Here is a 16,653-nt window from a genome sequence, read left to right on the forward strand (position 1 = left end):
GCAAACGATGTCGCGCCCGGCGCATGCCCACAATCTAGGGATTAGGCCTCGCCGGGCCTTTACAACAAGACTGCGTTGGATGAACTCCCGAGACCCGGGCCTCGCCCCGACCCTGCCTGCGGCCCTCGACGAGACGGCCATCAACCCTTTCCACCATGGTCTGGGCCTGTTCCACGCCGCCGAGCCGGACTACCGCCGCGCGGTGGCCTGGTTCCGCGTCGCGGCGGATGCGGGTGATGGCGACGGGCTGGCCATGCTGGGTGTGTGCCAGCTGGAAGGTCTGGGCATGCCCGCCGACGCCATCGAGGCGCGCAAGCTGCTCGAAATGGCGGCGGCACGTGGCAGCGCCATGGGACGCTTCCAGTTCGGGCGGGTGCTGATGACGGGCCGCGGCGGGCCGGCCGATGAAGAGCGCGGCCTGTCGGCCTATGTGGCGGCCGCCGCCATGGGCCATGCCGAGGCCTGTTTCAACCTGGCCAACTGCCTGTATGCCGGCGTGGGCTGCCTGCCCGACCGCCTCGCCGCCAAGGCCCTGTACCTGCGCAGCCGCAACCTGGGCTGCACCCTGCGCCCCCAGGGCGTCAGGGTTCAGCAGCGCGAGCTGAAGGCGGTTCGCACGCTGGCGCTGCGCTTCGCCGACGCGAACCGGCTGATCTTCCTGGTCCAGGAGCGCCAGCAGGAGCTGACGCTGGCGCAAGCCGTCGCCCAACCCCGCTCGACGCGCGTCACCACCGCCGCAAGAACGCGGCGCTGGCGCAAGGCGGGTCATCTGGCGGCGGGCGTCATGGCGGCGATGGCTGGCACGCTGGGCCACTATCTGAAGCCCACCTCGGGCGACGCCGGGCCAACGACGATGAGCTTCTGACGCACCGCGTCGGCAGCAAAAAACCCGGCACGCCGGGAGTCTGCAGGCTCCGCGCGCCGCAGAATCGACGGTTGGATTCCACCGCCCTGCCCCCGCGCCATGCCTGTCATCACCTGCATCGAAGACCTGCGCCGCCTCGCCGAGAAGCGCGTGCCGCGCATGTTCTACGACTATGCCGACTCCGGTTCCTGGACGGAAACGACCTACCGCGCCAACGAGAGCGACTTCCAGGCCATCAAGCTGCGCCAGCGCGTGGCCGTCAACATGGAAGGCCGCAGCACGGCGGTGACGATGGTGGGCCAGGCAGCCAGGATGCCGGTGGCCATCGCGCCGGTGGGCCTGACCGGCATGCAACACGCCGATGGCGAGATCCATGCCGCGCGCGCAGCCGAGAAGTTCGGCATCCCCTTCACGCTGTCGACGATGAGCATCTGCTCCATCGAGGACATCGCCGAGCACACCTCGGCGCCCTTCTGGTTCCAGCTCTACATGATGCGCGACCGCGACGCGATGGCGCGCATGATCGCCCGCTGCAAGGCGGCCAAGTGTTCGGCCCTGGTGCTGACCCTGGACCTGCAGGTCATCGGCCAGCGCCACAAGGACCTGAAGAACGGCCTCACCGCGCCACCGCGGCCGACGCTGAAGAACATCCTCAACCTGGCCACCAAGCCGCGCTGGTGCCTGGGCATGCTGGGCACCAAGCGCCACACCTTCCGCAACCTGGTGGGTCATGTGAAGGGCGTCAGCGACATGCGCTCGCTGTCGGCCTGGACCAACGAGCAGTTCGACCCGCGCCTGAGCTGGGCCGACATCGCCTGGGTCAAGGCCCAATGGGGCGGCAAGCTCATCCTCAAGGGCATCATGGACGTGGAAGACGCCAGGCTGGCCGTGCAGGCGGGGGCCGATGCCATCGTCGTCAGCAACCACGGCGGCCGTCAGCTCGACGGTGCACCGAGCAGCATCCACGCCTTGCCCGCCATCGCGGCCGAAGTGGGCTCGCAGCTGGAGGTCTGGATGGACGGCGGCATCCGCTCCGGCCAGGACGTGCTCAAGGCCTGGGCTCTTGGAGCGCGGGGCACCATGATCGGCCGCGCCATGGCCTATGGCCTGGGCGCCATGGGCGAAGAAGGCGTGGCCAAGGCCCTGGCCATCCTGCACAAGGAACTGGACGTCACCATGGCCTTCTGCGGCCACACCCAGCTGACGAATGTGACGCGGGACATCCTCGTCCCCGGGACTTTCCCCAGCACCTGACTTCTTGCCGGGGGCGCGGGCGCATGCGCTACTGCCGCGCATGAACAAGCCGCGCCTGACACTCGCCACCCTGCTGCTGGCCGCCTTCAACGCATGGGCTGCGCCGTCCTGCTCGCCGCCGGCAAATGTGCAGGGCGAGCAGGACCCGGCCCGCATCCAGCAACTGGCCGAAGACCTGCTGCCCTGCCTGGCCAGCCCTGACCCCCAACTGCGCGACCTCATCGGCTTCGAGACCCTCTACGCCTGGGCCCGCGCCGGCAAGCTGCAACCCGCGACGTTGCAGCGCCTGCGCGTGCAGTTGCTGGCCGTGCTGGACAGCCCGCCCGATGCCGCCGGCGTCCACCAGCCCTTCGCCGCGCTGGCCTTGTCCGAGGTGGCGCGTGTCGACCGCGTTCAGCCCTATCTGTCGCCCGCCGAGCGCGAGGACCTGGTGGCCCATGCGGCGCGCTATCTGGCCGGCGTGCGCGACTACCGCGGCTTCTCGGCCACCGAGGGCTGGCGCCATGGCGTTGCCCATGGCGCCGACCTGGCCTTGCAGCTCGGCGTCAACGATGCGATCAATGCCGAGCAGCGCCGCCGGTTGCTGGCCGCTGTCAGCCAGCAGGTGCTGGCCGACCACAAGCACAGCTACCGCTACGGCGAGGGCGCGCGGCTGGCGCGGGCGGCCTTGAACATCCAGCTCAAGCTCGGCGCCGATGCCGCCCATACCGCGGAATGGCAACGCTGGCTGGACGAGCTGGCGGCGCCGGCCATGAAGGCCAAGGCCCTGGACGAGACCGCCTGGACCGATCTGCACAATCTGCGCGAGTTCCTGTGGCCGCTGCTGACCCAGGTGCTCGACCTGCAGGACGCCGCGCTGCGCGCAAGATTGCAGCTGCCGCTGCAGACGGTGCTGCGCGGCCTGCCTTAGGCGGCGTGCCGCTCGAAATGCAGGCGGTCGTGCCAGACGCCGCCGAGCTCGAAGCTGCGCAGCGAATGGCCGAACTGGCGAAAGCCATTGCGCAGCAGCACCTTCACCGAGCCGCCATTGCCCACGCGTGCATTGGCCTCCACGCGGACCAGGCCCAGCTCCTCGAAGGCCTTGGCCAGCACCAGGCGCACGGCCTCGCTCGCATAGCCCTTGCCGCCGGCCGATTCGGCGATGCGATAACCGAGGTCGCACATCTGGAAGTGGCCGCGCTTCACGCCGGCGAGATTGACGCGGCCGACCAGCTCACCGGCCTCGTTGCGCACCAGGAACTGGTAGCCCTTGTCCTCGGTGGCCTCGCGCTCGGCCAGCGCAATGGCGGCCCGCACGCCTTCGGGCAAGTAATAGCCCGGCGGCCGCGAGTTGATGCGGGCCTCGAAGAAGGCGCGGTTGTCGGTCTCGAAGCGCAGCAGCTCGTCGGCGACGTCGAGGGAGGGTGGGATGAGATGAAGAATAGGCACCCACGTATTTGAACAGCCGGCACCCATGCACCTGATCCGACTCGCCCTCCTGGTCGCTGCCCTGCCCTTGCTGGCCTGGGCCGTGCCCCCCGACATCCCGGCCAATGCCGCCATCGACGCCGAGGCCGCACGCCTGATGGCCGCCACCCAGGCCCAAGGCCTGGCAGTGGCTGTCATCGATGGCGGCCGGGTCGTGCATGTGGCCGCCTACGGCAAGCGCAATGCGGCGGGAGACCCGCTGCTACCCGACACCGTCATGTACGGCGCCTCGCTGACCAAGACCGTGTTCGCCTACACCGTCATGCAGTTGGTGGACAGCGGCAAGCTGGACCTGGACGAGCCCATCGCGACCTATCTGCCCAAGCCCCTGCCGGAATACCCCACCGAAGCGAAATACGCCGCCTGGGCCGACCTGGCCGGCGACACACGCTGGCGCCGCATCACGCCTCGCATGCTGCTGACGCACAGCGGCGGCTTTGCCAATTTCGCCTTCCTGGAACCGGACCGCAAGCTGCATATCCACTTCGACCCGGGCAGCCGCTACGCCTACTCGGGCGACGGGATGATCCTGCTGCAGTTTGTGCTGGAGCAGGGCCTGAACATCGACGTCGGCGAGACCATGCAGCGCCGCGTCTTCAACCGCCTGGGCCTGAGCCGTACCGGCATGCAGTGGCGCGACGACTTCGCGCCGAACGTGGCCGATGGCTGGAAGGCCGACGGCAGCGTCGAGCCGCACGACAAGCGCAGCAGAGTGCGCGCCGCCGGTTCCATGGACACCAGCATTGCCGACATGGCCCGCATCGCCGCGGCGCACCTGAACGGCGTCAACCTGTCGGAGAGGGCCACGGCCGCCATGACGGCGCCGGGGCTGCCCATCACGACGGCCTCGCAGTTCCCCACCTTCCAGGCCGAACTGCCGCCGGCCAAACGCCGCGCCGACCTGGCAGCAGGCCTGGGTGTCGTGACCTTCGATGGGCCCCAGGGACCGGGCTACTACAAGGGCGGCCACAACGACAGCACCGGCAACACCTGGGTCTGCGTCAAGCAGGCCAAACGCTGCGTCGTCATCCTGGCCAACGACGTGCGGGCCGAGCGGGCTTTTCCTCAGCTGGTGAAGTTCATCCTTGGAGAGACGGGGACGCCTTGGGACTGGGAATACGGCCGGATGGAGTTCGCCCGCTAGCGGCCCGCCAGGGTCACCAAGGACTGCGCTTCGGCAGGCGTGACCGGCCCGGCACCGGCGACCTCCACGACGACCAGATAGCCCGCCAGATCGGGCCGCGCGCCCGCCGCGGCATAGGTCTGCGCGAGCGTCAGCTGACGGCTGGCCAGCAGGCGGCCGGTGGCGGGGTCCCAGTCCTCGTTGGAGATCATGCAGCCCTGCTGCGGCGTGCCGGGGAAGTAGCTCGTGCCGGCGTAATAGGCCGGGTTGAGGGTGGTGCCGTGGACGAGCAGTTCGTCACGGCCGGCGCGGCCGGCAAGCCAGGCTTCCTTGATGCTGGGTTCGTCGCGCCAGCTCGGCGGCAGAAAGCTCGCGTAGGCCGCCTCGCTCCAGTCGGCCACCAGCCGGTCGACATGCTCGAACTCCGCCGGCGTCGCCTCGATGGGGAGCTTGCTGTGCAGATAGGGTGTGGGGCCGATGTTGGGATTGGTGGCCGTGCCGGCCCCGACGATGGTGAAGATGCCCTGCGGCGTGTTGCCGTTGGTGATGGTGCCGGGCAGGCCGCTGCGCGACAGCGCCAGTTGGGGCTGGGCGAACAGGCGGCCGAAAGCGTCGCGCACGAAGCGGCCATCGGCGCCGCGCACCAGCACCAGGCCCATCTGCGCCCGGCCGGGCCGCTGCAGGCTGTAGAGCGCCGGGTAGCCGGGGCGCAGCGGCGCCGCGAGCAGCTCTTCAACCGGCGGCGCGGAGACGCGCACGAGGGCGACGTCGTCCATCAAGGCCACCAGCCGCGGGTCATCACGCCATTGCGGGAACTGGCGCGGCACGAGGTCGCGGATGAACTCGGCATAGCCGGGGTTGGCCGCCTTCAGCGTGTAGGCCGCGATGGCAAAGGGCTTGCTCGCGGTGAGCTGGGGCAGCAAGGACTGCACGACGCCTTGCGACTCGACCGCATACAGGGTGCGTGCCGCGGTCAGCAGGGCGCGCTGGTAGTCGGCGTCACGGCTGGCGAGTGTCGGCAAGGCCTGCAGCAGCAGCGGCCGGGCCGTGTCGATCTCGAGGTTGTATTGCGCGACCAGGTCGAAGAGTTTGGGCAGGGCGGCGTCGCGCTCGGAGCCGGGCGGCAGGGCGATGCGGGCGCGGATGTCGGCCAGGGCCGCCTCGCGCTGGGCGCGCTCGCCGGTCGTCGACATGGCCGGCCAGCTGAAGTCACCCGGTTTGAGCGCGAGCAGCTCGGCGGCGCTGTAGCGCTTCTCGGTTGCGGGCTGGGGCTTGAGCGAGGTGCAGGCCGCCAGGGCCACGGCCAGCAGGGCGATGGAGAGTCGAGTGATCATGCGGACACAGAAATTTGCAGGCTGCTGTCGAAATCGCGCCGCCCGCTTCGTCATAGTGTCAGGCAAGCGCCTCTCATCACCCTTACCCCCATACCCGGAGACACCCATGAACCGACTCGTCCTCTTGCCCATCCTCCCCGCCCTGCTCGCTGCCTCACTGGCCCAGGCCGCGCCGGCCACCTATGTCATCGACCCGGCCCACACCTACCCCAGCTTCGAAGCCGACCACATGGGCATGTCCTACTGGCGCGGCAAGCTGACCAAGAACGCCGGCACCATCAGCTACGACAAGGCCGCCGGCAGCGGCAGCGTCGACGTGCAGATGGACCTGGCCAGCATCGACTTCGGCCTGGACGCCATGAACGCCTGGGCCAAGGGCGAGCAGTTCTTCAATGTCGCCAAGAACCCGAGCGCGAGCTTCAAAGGCCGCTTCGACAGCGCGCCGGGCAAGCTGGTCGGCGAGCTGACGCTGAACGGCCGCACCAAGCCCATGACGCTCACCATCCACCAGGTCAAGTGCATGCCCCACCCGCTGTTCAAGCGCGACTGGTGCGGCGCCGATGCCTCGGGCACGTTCAACCGCGAGGACTTCGGCCTGGTCGCGGGCAAGGACTGGGGCTTCAAGATGGACGTCAACCTGCGCATCCAGGTGGAAGCCGTCGTCAAGGAATGAGCAAAAGAAAACCGGCCCCGAGGGGCCGGTTTCGCTGGGGATGAGGCGACTTACTTGACGCCCATCTCGTCGAGCAGGCGGGTGGTCTTGTCGACCGTGCTCATCTGCCACAGCATGTAGCGCGCATCCAGCGAGATGCTGCGAACCATCTTGGGGTTGAAGTCCCAATCCGAGATCACCGCGTCCAGCGTGCCGTCGAACAGCAGGCCGACCAGCTCGGCGTTCTTGTTCAGCACCGGCGAGCCGGAGTTGCCGCCGGTCGTGTCCAGCGTGGACAGGAAGTTGACCGGCACCGAGTCCAGGCTCTTCACGTAGTACTTGCCGAAGTTGCGCGCCTTGATGGCGGCCAGTTGCTCGGCAGGCGCATTGAACTCGCCGCCGGCTTCGTCCGGGCCGCGGTGCTTGGCGACGATGCCGCGCAGCGTCGTGAACGGCGTCCAGGTGCTGCCGTCGCTGCCCGGGTTGCGGCCTTCGACCTTGCCATAGCTGATGCGCAGCGTGCTGTTGGCGTCGGCGTAGACGGCTTCGCCACGGCTGGCGTGATAGTCGATCAGCGCCTGCTGCGTGCCGGCGTAGGCCTTCTGCAGCTTGCCGGCCAGTTCCTTGTCACGGTTCTCGAGACGGCGGTCGTCGTCGTACAGCGCGACGGCAGCCTTGATGAAGGCGTCGTCGCTGGCCTTGAAGGCGGCCGCGTCCTTGTCCAGCCAGCCCATGCGGAAGGCGCTGTCCGACAGCTTGCTGCCGGCGTAGACCTTGTCGAGCTGGGCGCGGATGCTGGCTTCGTCCTGGCCAGCCTTGAGGCCGAACAAGTCCACCCACGCCGGATTCAGCGTGTTGGCCGGCTGGGCCAGGTACTGGGCCATGAAGTGAGCGACCAGGCGCTTGTCGGTTTGCTCGTCGTAGCGGCGGTCCAGCTGCTGCTGGGCGGCGCGCAGGCGCGGCAAGTCGCGGTCCTGGTAGCCGGACTTGCGCTCGGCATCGGGCTTGGCGCGCTCCTGGGCCACCAGGTAGAGCTGGCGGGCCGAGTTCAGCAGCGACGGCGTGATGAAGCTGCCCAGGTACTCGGCGCGCGCAATGGCCTGGCGCTCGGCCAGCAGGCTCTCGGTGGCGGCCACGTCGGCGCCGTAGCGTGCCTTGCGCTCGGGTGAGCCGTTGACCCAGGCCTTGAGCTTGTCGAACTCGGCCGTCTTGCGGGCAAGGATGTCGCTGCCGTCGTAGCTCTGCTGCTGGCCTTGCAGGTTCTTGTAGTAGTTCTGCAGGCCCTGCATGCGGGCGGCCATCTTGATCTCGCCGTCGCGGCGGCCGGCGGTTTCGGCCTTGATCAGGTCGATGGCCTCGCCCATGGCCTTGGCCTGGGCCGGCTGCTGCCAGCCGAAGGCGAAGTCGACCTCGGTGGGCAGGCGGTGGCGGTTGGTGCGGCCCGGGTAGCCGGCCACCATGACGAAGTCGCCCGAGTTCAGCGGGCTGCTGGCCATCTTCAGGTGGTGCCTGGGCTGGTAGGGCTTGTTGTCCTTGCTGAAGTCGGCCGGCTTGCCGTCCGGGCCCACATAGGCGCGGTAGTAGCTGTAGTCGCCGGTGTGGCGCGGCCAGACCCAGTTGTCGGCGTCGCCGCCGAACAGGCCCACGCCGGTGGCCGGCGCATGCACCAGGCGCACGTCGCGGATCTCGAGCTGCTTGATCAGCTGGTACTGCAAGCCGCCGAAGAAGGCATAGACGTTGCAGCGGTGGCCCGAGTCGGCCTCGCAGGCAGCAACCAGGGTCTTCTCGGTGGCCTCGATGGCGTCGGTGCGGGCCTTGCCGGTCAGGGCCAGGGTCTTGGCGTTCAGGATCTCGGCGCTGACGTCCTTCAGGTCCACGGTCACCCACATGCGGCTGCCGGGGGCGGCGGGCAGCTCGTCGGCCAGCGTGGCGGCGTAGAAGCCGTTCTTCAGCAGGTCACGGTCGGGCTTGGAGTTGTACTGGATGCTGCCGTAGGCGCAGTGGTGGTTGGTCACCGCCAGGCCCTGGGGCGACACGAAGCTGGCGGTGCAGCCGCCCAGGGACACGACGGCGCCCATCGGGAATTCGGTCAGGTCCTTGAGCTTGGCCGGGTCCATCGTCAGACCGCCGGCCTTCAGGCTCTTGGCGATCTGCGGCAGTTGCTTGGGCATCCACATGCCTTCGTCGGCATGGGCGGTGGCGGCCAGTGCGGCGGTCGCCAGCAGCGAAAGAGAGAAACGGGTCATGGAGCGGTTCGGCAAAAGACGAAACCGCGAGGGTAACCCGGGGCGTACAAATCACCGGGGTGAGGAAAGGCAGACTTCGGGCTGGGGAAAGCCCCGTGATCGGGGGACGCTCAGACCCTCAGTGGGTCATGCCGATCCATTCGCCGGCGGACTGGTAAGCCTCGAACAGGTCGAGGGCCAGATCACGCAGGCCGGGGTGGTCGCTGGCATGGCCATCGGCCAGGCGCTCGTAGGCGTACTGGCGGTCGTAGAGCATGCGGGTCGGGTTGATGACCAGGCCGGCATCGTTCATCAGTTGGCCGAAGCGCAGCAGGTCGCGGCTGCGCACCGGCCCGCTGGCCGTGCCCGCGGTGGTGAGGCCAAGAGCCCGGATATCGCCCAGGTTCACGCCCTGAGCGATCTTCAGGCCGCTCCAGGCATGACCCGGGTCACCCGCGCCGCGGGGTTCGTCGGCGGGGATGGGAATCAGGTGCAGCGGGATCAGCATGGTGGGCCTCGGCGGACTACTGGCGTGTGCCGCCATCGTGCCGGGGCCTCGGCTTTTCCAAGGCCGGATAAAGCCCGAAAAGACCGGGCTATCTCCGGCTCATCGCGCTCAAGTCAGCAGAACTGCAAATCCAAGTCGCCGTGGGCATAGAGGATGACGCCGGTGTCCGTCTCGGTGATGCGGTGGCCGGTGCCAGCCGGGGCCAGCTGGTAGTCACCGGTCTGCAGCAGCAGGTCGTCCAGGAAGAGCTCGCCCTGCACCATCAGGCATTCCTCGTCATGGCCGTGGCTGTGGTTGGGCACGTTGGCACCGGGGTCTGCACGGTAGAGCAACGCCGCCTGGCCACCGCCCGCCCACAGCACGCGGCGGCGAATGCCGGGCGCGAACTCGGGCCAGCCGGCCTCCTGGTCGCGCACCAGGGTGCGCTCGACCGCGCCCTCGCCTTCTCGCACGAAGACATGGGCGCCGTCGCGGCTGACCAGATGAGGCGTGCTGCCGGCCGGCAGCAGCAGGAAGTCGCGCAGGCCCAGGACCTCGCCGCCGACCTCGACGCTGCCGCGCATGACCAGGAACTCGCGCGCACCGCCGGCCGGCAGCGCGAGACTCGCGCCGGCTTCCAGCTCGATGACGCTGGCCGCCTGCGGCTCGCCCGGGCGCAGCGCACGGCCCGCGGAGGCGCGGTAGAGCCAACGCTGATGCACGCCCTCGGCCAGGGCATCGACCTGGGCCTTGCGGCGGCGCACGGTGACCATGCCCTGCTCGGCCTTCAGCGAACGCTGCAGGCGCTCGCCCAGCCGTTCGCCCATGCGGCCGGGCAAGCCCGGCGCGGGGGAAGCCCAGGCCTGGGCAAAGGGTTCACTGAGCAGAGGGCTCAGGTCGTCGTCGTTGGATTCAGGGGTGGTGGGCTTCGTCGTCATGGCGTCGTCCCCCTTCAAGCCGGCAGCGCATGGGCGCCAGTGTCGCCCAGGGTTTCACGCAGCGTGATCAGCGCGCGGCGGATCTGCGATTTGACCGTGCCCAGCGGCAGGCGGGTCTGGCTGGCGATCTCCTCGTGCGACAGGCCATTGAAGAAGGCCAGCGCAACGAGCTGGCGCGGCTGCGGCTTGAGCAGCAGCAGAGCGCGGTGCAACTCGGCATGGCCCTGGGCCACGGCCAGCAGCTCGTCGCCCGATTCGGCGGCAGGCGACGCCAGCGGCACGCATTCTTCGTCCAACTCCTCATGCTGGAAGCGCGCCTCGCGGCGGATGGCGTCGATGGCGCGCGAGCGTGCCATCCCCAGCAGCCAGGTCAACGGCCGGCCACGCTCGGCGTCAAAGCGCGGCGCCTGGCGCCAGACCTGGAAGAACACCTCCTCGGCGACTTCCTCGGCCAGCTGGGGCCGGCGCACCAGGCGCAGCACCAGGCCGTAGACGCGTGACAGCGTCGCCTCGTACAGCGCCAGCAGCGCGCGCTCGTCGTGGTCGACGATGGCGTCGATCCAGGCGGCGAGCTGGGCGTCGTCCAGCGTCGGGCAACCGGGCTTGGCCGCGACCGCTTCCGCGATGCAAGGGTCCTCCAGCTCGGCGTCATGCGAATCGACGTCGTCGAACAACAGCGCCGGGTTGGGCGGCTCGTCGGCGGCTTCGGTCGGGTGAGGAAGGGTCATGTCGTCTCCTCAGACCAGAAGCTGGTCCACATGCGGCTCGGCGCCGCGCAGAAAGATGGTGGCGCCGGTCTCGGTGCTGATGCCGGCGTGCAGGCTGCCGGCGCGGGCCAGGTGATAGCCCCCGGGGCCGACCTCGACCTGGCTGCCGACCTTGAGCACACCCTCCAACACCAGGCATTCCTCGTCCAGCGGGTGGCGGTGGGCTTCGAGCCGGGCGCCGGGCGCCAGCTTGAGCAGATAGCTCAGAATGCCGTCGTTCTCATGCAAGACCTTGATCTGCACACCGTCGCCAAAAGGCTGCCATCCGGCCGCGCCCGCGGGCACGGTCAGGTGGCTGTCGTCGGTATCGGCAACCCGCTCGAGCAGACGCCGGCGTATCGCGCGGGCCTGGGCGGGGGTGGCAGAGGTGGTCATGACAAGCTGTTACGCGGCGTGAAGATTTTCGGATGCAGCGTAAACCTCGGCATCTACCCTGGGTAGTGCGGCGTATCCCCTTTGCATGTCTCAAATCGCTTTTTTTGACCTGGTCAGCCACTGGCGCCTGGATGCGCCGGTTCCCCGCGTCTGGCAGGCCATCACCCAGACCGAGCACTGGCCGCTGTGGTGGCCAGGCGTCGTCGGCGTGAAACGCCTGACCGACGGCGACGCGCAAGGCGTCGGCCGCCAGCAGCAACTCACCTTCCGCACCGGCCTGGGGTACAAGCTGCATCTGGTGCTGGAAGTCACCGAAGTACTCCGCGAGGAGCGCCTGCGCGCCCGGGCGGGCGGCACGCTGGCCGGCGAAGGCATCTGGCTGCTGCACCAGGCCCTGCCCGAGGCGGGCGGCCACACCGACGTCACCTTCGTCTGGCGCGTCAGCCTGCCGCCGGGCATCCTGCGCTGGACGGCGCCGCTGCTGGCGCCGCTGTTCAGGTGGAATCACAAAAGGGTGATGCGGGCGGGGCGCCTCGGCCTGCAACAGTATCTGGGCTTGGCGGGCGCGTGAGCCTCAGGCAGCATGGCCTAGCCCGTTTGAGCTCCCACCGGACATGAATCCCAGCACTGTGCCGTCAGCCGTCGAGGCCAACCTGGACGCCTTCCTGGACGCCTTCAATGAGCTGGATTTCGAGCGCTTTTGCGCCTGCATGGCCGACCATGTCAGCCTATTCGCGCCCGTGGCGGCCCAGACGGGCCTCATCCAGGGCAAGCCGGCCGTCGAAGCCCATTTCCGCGCCGTCTTCGAACACGAGGCGCCGACCGGACCCCAGATCCGGCCGCAGAACGTCCACTCCACCGCCATGGGCGAGGAAGCCGCCCTCGTCACCTTTGAGTTCCTGCGCGGCGACGGCTCCATCGGACGGCGCAGCCTGGTCTTCCAGTACAGCGGCGGCGATTGGAAAATCGCCCACATCCACGCTTCCAACGGCGATCCGCCGTAACGCTCAAGCCTTCGGCAGCGTCACCCCCACCTGCCCCTGGTACTTCCCGCCGCGGTCCTTGTAGCTGACCTCGCAGACCTCGTCGCTCTCGAAGAACAGCACCTGGGCGCAGCCTTCACCGGCGTAGATCTTGGCGGGCAGCGGCGTGGTGTTGCTGAACTCCAGCGTCACATAGCCTTCCCACTCGGGCTCGAAGGGCGTCACGTTGACGATGATGCCGCAGCGGGCATAGGTGCTCTTGCCCAGGCAGACCGTCAGCACATTGCGCGGGATGCGGAAGTACTCCATCGTGCGCGCCAGCGCGAAGCTGTTGGGCGGGATGATGCAGACGTCCTTGTTGACGTCGACAAAGCTGTTCTCGTCGAAGTTCTTGGGGTCCACCACGGTGCTGTGGATGTTGGTGAAGACCTTGAACTCGGGCGCGCAGCGGATGTCGTAGCCATAGCTGCTGGTGCCGTAGCTGACGATCTTGCGGCCGTCCTGCTCACGCACCTGGCCGGGCTCGAAGGGTTCGATCATGCCGTGCTGCTCGCACATGCGGCGGATCCATTTGTCGCTCTTGATGCTCATCTTGTTGTCCTCTTATCGGGGGAGAACCCCGTCGAAATACATGCTGCCGTCCAGGTCCAGGACGAAGCCCTTGACCGCGGCGCGCTGCGGCACGGCCGGGCGGCCATAGGCCATGGGGGTCCAGGGCAGCTGCTCCAGCACCAGGCGCTGGGCCTTGGCGTAGAGGGCCTTGCGGTCTTCCTGCTTCAGGGCCTGGCGGGCCTCGGCCAGCAGCTTGTCATAGGCCGGGCTGCACCAGCCGCCGGTGCCGCTGGCGGCGCCGCAGGCCAGCTGGCCCATGGTGCCGGCGGGCTCGGGGTCGCCGTTCCAGCCACTCAAGGCCGCATCATGCTCGCCCGCATCGATGCGGCGCAGGTACTCGCCCCACTCGTAGGTGACGATGCGCGCCGTGACGCCGACCTTGGCCCAGTCGGCCTGGATCATCTGGGCCATCAGCTGGCCGTTGGGGTTGTAGACACGCGTGACGGGCATGGCCCAGAGCGTGATGTTCAGCGGCAGCACGCCGGCCTTCTGCAGCAGCTCGCGCGCCTTGGCGGGATCGTGGGGCGCGGCCTTGAGGCTCGCATCGTGGGCCCAGTTGGCCACCGGCACGATGGTGGTGGCCAGCTGGCCGGCGTCACCGTAGACGGTGCGCACGATGGCCGCGCGGTCGATGGCCATGTCCAGGGCCTGGCGCACCTCCAGCTTCGAAAGCGCTGGACGCTTGGTGTTGTAGGCCAGCACGCCCACATTCATGCCGGGCGCGGTGGCGAACTTCATGCCTGGGTTCTTGCCCAGCTCGGCCTGCTCTGCCGGGCCGACGGGCGCGGCAATGTCGCACTCGTCGCGCTTGAGGCGCTGGGCGCGCACGGTGGCGTCGGGCGTGATGGCGAAGACGAGCTGGTCGGCGCGCGGCTTCTCGTCCTTGCGCCACCAGCCGGGATGCTTCACATAGCGGATGACGGCGTCCGCACGGAAGCTCTTGAGCTGGAAAGGCCCGGTGCCGATGGGCAATTGCGCCAGGCGCTGGGGCGTGCCGGCCTTCAGCAGCTGGGCGCCCAGTTCGGCGGATTCGATGGCCGCGAAGGCCAGCGTCAGCGCATGCACGAAGCTCGCGTCACGCTCGGCCAGCGTGATGCGCACCTGGTAGTCGCCGAGCTTCTCGACCTTCTGGATCAGCTTCTCCCAGCCGAAGGACGCCACATAGGGCGACACACCCGGCAGGGCCTTGGCGAACGCGCTGTCGCGGTTGAGCAGGCGGCCGAAGGTGAACATCACGTCGTCGGCGTTGAACTCGCGCGTCGGCTTGAAGGCTTCGCTCGACTGCCAAGTCACGCCGCGGCGCAGCTCGAAGGTGTAGGCCAGGCCGTCGGGGCTCAGGCTCCAGCTTGTCGCCAGGCCGGGGATGTACTGGTCGCCGCCACGCTTGACCTCGACCAGGTTGCCGAAGATGGGCAGGTGGGTGACATGGTCGATGCCGCTGTCGGTCATCGCCGGGTCGAAGGTCTTGGGGCTGCCGGCGGCGCAGAAGCGCAGCGTGGTGTCGGCCTGTGCCAGCAGCGGCAGGGCCAGCAGCAAGGCGGCAAGACGCTTCACTTGACGATCTCCGCCGAGGGCACGAAGGGCAGGATGCCCATGCTCTGGTACAGCGCAGAAGGCGACAAAGCCTGGCCGCCCTTGATGACCAGGGCCGTGCGGCGGATGGCGCGGATGTCGGCCACCGGGTCGCCGTCGACCAGCACCAGGTCGGCCCGCTTGCCGCGCTCGATGCTGCCGATCTCACTCAGGCGGTCGCTGTACCTGGCGCCGTTCCAGGTCGCGATCTTCAGCGCCTGGGCGGCCGGGATGCCGGCCTGCACATAGAGCTCCAGCTCGCGCTGGAAGGCGAAGCCCGGCGTCGCATCGGTGCCGGCCACCAGCGGGATGCCGGCTTTGTGCATGCGGCGCAGCAGGTCCATCATGACCTTCCAGCTGGCGCCCCAGCGCTTGGCCTTGGCATCGTCCAGGTCGACCTCGGCGGACAGATAGCCGCGCTGCACCACGGCCGGCAGGTTGGCTGCCACCATCGCGTAGCTGGGGCTGGGCTGGCCCTGGCGCTGGGTGTAGGTGGCTTCGAAGGCCGTCATGGTCGCGTCGACGACGGTGCCCTTCTTCTTCAGCAGCGCGATGAAGTCCTGGGTGCGGGCGTCGTTGAGCTTCAGGTCGGCAGCCTTGTCGCCCACCAGGTTGAAACGCAGCAGGGTGCGCGTGTCGTCGCCCTTGCCGACGAGGAAGTTCAGCGTGACCTGGTTGATGTGGTGCAGCTCGTCGTAGCCCGCCTCGACGGCCTGGCGCGCCGTCATGAAGGCCGGCACATGGCCGCCGGTGCGCAGGCCGAGTTCGCGCGCATGGGCCACCATGGGCTTGACCCATTCGGGGCGGATGGAGTTGTAGAGCTTGAGCTGGCGGTAGCCGCGGGCGGCGTACCAGTCGATGGCGGCCAGCGCGTCGGGCAGGTTGTCGGGCACGAAATCGGCCTGCGACGAGAACGGGCTCTTGCCCTCGATGAAGCCATTGGCCGCGATGCGCGGGCCCAGCACTTCGCCGCGCTCGATGCGGCCGCGCAGCTCGGCCAGCTCCTCGTTGCTGTTGCCGACGTCGCGCACGGCAGTCACGCCCGTGGCCAGGTTCAGCATCAATGCACTGGCATCGAGATGGGCGTGCATGTCGATGAAGCCGGGCAGCAGGGTGCGGCCCTTGCCGCTGATGCGCTGGGCAGGTGCCGCGCTCGTCAGGCTGCCTGGCTTGGCGATGGCCGAGATGCGGCCTTCGAACAGATAGACGTCGGAAGGACCACGCAGCTTGGCGGCCTGGGAGTCGAACCAGCGCACGTTCTCGATGACGGTCAGGCCCGGCAAAGGCTTGGGCAGCTCGGTGGCGAGCTTTTGCAAGCGCGTGATCTGGGCCGCCTTCTGCGCATCGGACAGGCGGTCCATCTCGCCCTCGAAGCCCTGCAGCAGGGTGCCGCCCCAGCCCGGGTCCACCTTGGCGAACAGGGCCCGGTTGTCTTCGCGCAGCCAGAGGTAGTAGGGGTCGAGGTCGAAGCCGTTGATGGCGTAGAGGCCGACATCGAAGCTGGCACCGGCGGGCCTGAGCGTCTGCACGCGTTCGATGCTGACCTGCCCCACCGGCAGGGCCGCCGCGCGCTGGCCGGGGCGCTGCAGCAGGGTGCGGGCGATGCGGCCCGACCAGGCCGGCGTGGCCTGCACGGGCAGGTAGACGAGATCGCGGCCCACGCCGGGCTTGTCGCCACTGTCCACGGGCGAGCGCCAGGTGGCGCGGCCGTCCTTCAGCTCGAAGGTTTCGTCGATGCGTGCGCCGTAGGTGGACACACCCTCCGTGCGGTAGCCCAGCCAGGCGCCGTCGGTGCCGAATTCGATGACCTCCTTCTGGTCGGGGCCACGGCCGTTGTTGCGGTAGCTGTGGTCGGTCTCCAGCCGCGTCGCCGTCTCGTTGACCAAGAGATGCCCGCAGCTCACCTTGGCGCACATCACCGTGTAGGTCTGGGCCTGGGCCTGCACGGAGCCAGCGGCGAGCAGCAGCGCGATCAACGGGGGCAGGAGCTTCATGGGCA

17 protein-coding genes are annotated in these 16,653 nt (G+C 68.7%); 7 read left to right on the forward strand and 10 right to left on the reverse strand.

Going from position 1 to position 16,653, the window contains the following annotated elements; translation table 11 throughout:
* The first annotated feature begins 79 nt into the window (after positions 1-79).
* From ACS5PN_RS07870 to ACS5PN_RS07880, 3 genes are all read left to right on the forward strand, one after another.
* Positions 80-865, forward strand: a complete 786-nt coding sequence (locus tag ACS5PN_RS07870) for a tetratricopeptide repeat protein (protein WP_439463371.1) — start codon at positions 80-82, stop codon at positions 863-865.
* Between the two features lie 99 nt (positions 866-964).
* Positions 965-2,119, forward strand: coding sequence for an alpha-hydroxy acid oxidase (locus ACS5PN_RS07875; protein WP_439463372.1), 1,155 nt, complete (start codon positions 965-967; stop codon positions 2,117-2,119).
* Positions 2,120-2,159: 40 nt separating this feature from the next.
* Positions 2,160-3,029, forward strand: coding sequence for a DUF2785 domain-containing protein (locus ACS5PN_RS07880; protein WP_439463373.1), 870 nt, complete (start codon positions 2,160-2,162; stop codon positions 3,027-3,029).
* On the opposite strand, the gene ACS5PN_RS07885 is transcribed toward ACS5PN_RS07880, so the two are convergent.
* Entirely contained in the window at positions 3,026-3,547 is a 522-nt protein-coding gene (locus ACS5PN_RS07885) for a GNAT family N-acetyltransferase (RefSeq protein ID WP_439463374.1), read from the reverse strand. The two genes, ACS5PN_RS07880 and ACS5PN_RS07885, sit on opposite strands and share 4 nt — an antisense overlap.
* A gap of 25 nt (positions 3,548-3,572) precedes the next feature.
* Between ACS5PN_RS07885 and ACS5PN_RS07890 the strand changes: the two genes are divergently transcribed.
* Positions 3,573-4,730, forward strand: coding sequence for a serine hydrolase domain-containing protein (locus tag ACS5PN_RS07890; RefSeq protein WP_439463375.1), 1,158 nt, complete (start codon positions 3,573-3,575; stop codon positions 4,728-4,730).
* Here the strand turns inward: ACS5PN_RS07890 and ACS5PN_RS07895 are convergent.
* Positions 4,727-6,043: a hypothetical protein gene (locus ACS5PN_RS07895; protein WP_439463376.1), complete on the reverse strand. Its 1,317-nt coding sequence runs from the start codon at positions 6,041-6,043 to the stop codon at positions 4,727-4,729. The two genes, ACS5PN_RS07890 and ACS5PN_RS07895, sit on opposite strands and share 4 nt — an antisense overlap.
* 106 nt (positions 6,044-6,149) lie before the next feature.
* Between ACS5PN_RS07895 and ACS5PN_RS07900 the strand changes: the two genes are divergently transcribed.
* The gene (locus tag ACS5PN_RS07900) at positions 6,150-6,716 is read left to right on the forward strand and encodes a YceI family protein (protein WP_439463377.1); all 567 of its coding nucleotides are present in this window, start codon (positions 6,150-6,152) and stop codon (positions 6,714-6,716) included.
* A 50-nt stretch (positions 6,717-6,766) separates the two neighbouring features.
* On the opposite strand, the gene ACS5PN_RS07905 is transcribed toward ACS5PN_RS07900, so the two are convergent.
* The 5 genes from ACS5PN_RS07905 to ACS5PN_RS07925 all read right to left on the reverse strand — a co-directional run bounded on the left by ACS5PN_RS07905 (position 6,767) and on the right by ACS5PN_RS07925 (position 11,487).
* Positions 6,767-8,941 (reverse strand): S46 family peptidase, encoded by a 2,175-nt coding sequence (locus ACS5PN_RS07905; protein WP_439463378.1) that lies wholly within the window; start codon positions 8,939-8,941, stop codon positions 6,767-6,769.
* Positions 8,942-9,059: 118 nt separating this feature from the next.
* Complete coding sequence (locus ACS5PN_RS07910; protein ID WP_439463379.1) at positions 9,060-9,428, reverse strand: hypothetical protein; 369 nt, start codon at positions 9,426-9,428, stop codon at positions 9,060-9,062.
* Positions 9,429-9,541: 113 nt separating this feature from the next.
* Positions 9,542-10,345, reverse strand: a complete 804-nt coding sequence (locus ACS5PN_RS07915) for a cupin domain-containing protein (protein WP_439463380.1) — start codon at positions 10,343-10,345, stop codon at positions 9,542-9,544.
* A 14-nt stretch (positions 10,346-10,359) separates the two neighbouring features.
* Positions 10,360-11,073 (reverse strand): sigma-70 family RNA polymerase sigma factor, encoded by a 714-nt coding sequence (locus ACS5PN_RS07920; RefSeq protein WP_439463381.1) that lies wholly within the window; start codon positions 11,071-11,073, stop codon positions 10,360-10,362.
* A gap of 9 nt (positions 11,074-11,082) precedes the next feature.
* Positions 11,083-11,487 carry a cupin domain-containing protein gene (locus ACS5PN_RS07925; protein ID WP_439463382.1) on the reverse strand — a complete coding sequence of 135 codons (405 nt, stop codon included), beginning with the start codon at positions 11,485-11,487 and terminating at the stop codon, positions 11,083-11,085.
* An 85-nt stretch (positions 11,488-11,572) separates the two neighbouring features.
* Here ACS5PN_RS07925 and ACS5PN_RS07930 point away from each other — a divergent pair, with 85 nt between their 5' ends.
* Both ACS5PN_RS07930 and ACS5PN_RS07935 read left to right on the forward strand, forming a co-directional pair.
* Positions 11,573-12,058: an SRPBCC family protein gene (locus tag ACS5PN_RS07930; protein ID WP_439463383.1), complete on the forward strand. Its 486-nt coding sequence runs from the start codon at positions 11,573-11,575 to the stop codon at positions 12,056-12,058.
* A 43-nt stretch (positions 12,059-12,101) separates the two neighbouring features.
* Complete coding sequence (locus ACS5PN_RS07935) at positions 12,102-12,491, forward strand: nuclear transport factor 2 family protein (protein WP_439463384.1); 390 nt, start codon at positions 12,102-12,104, stop codon at positions 12,489-12,491.
* Positions 12,492-12,494: 3 nt separating this feature from the next.
* On the opposite strand, the gene dcd is transcribed toward ACS5PN_RS07935, so the two are convergent.
* From dcd to ACS5PN_RS07950, 3 genes are read right to left on the reverse strand one after another with little or no spacing between them, the layout of a single operon-like run.
* Positions 12,495-13,061 (reverse strand): dCTP deaminase, encoded by a 567-nt coding sequence (gene dcd, locus ACS5PN_RS07940; RefSeq protein ID WP_119045551.1) that lies wholly within the window; start codon positions 13,059-13,061, stop codon positions 12,495-12,497.
* 12 nt (positions 13,062-13,073) lie between these two features.
* Complete coding sequence (locus ACS5PN_RS07945) at positions 13,074-14,636, reverse strand: ABC transporter substrate-binding protein (protein ID WP_439463385.1); 1,563 nt, start codon at positions 14,634-14,636, stop codon at positions 13,074-13,076.
* Positions 14,633-16,648, reverse strand: a complete 2,016-nt coding sequence (locus tag ACS5PN_RS07950; protein ID WP_439463386.1) for an amidohydrolase family protein — start codon at positions 16,646-16,648, stop codon at positions 14,633-14,635. The genes ACS5PN_RS07945 and ACS5PN_RS07950 overlap by 4 nt, the downstream gene beginning before the upstream one ends.
* Between the last annotated feature and the right edge of the window lie 5 nt (positions 16,649-16,653).

The sequence above is a fragment of the Roseateles sp. NT4 genome (genome assembly GCF_051857475.1).
GTDB lineage: Bacteria > Pseudomonadota > Gammaproteobacteria > Burkholderiales > Burkholderiaceae_C > Pelomonas.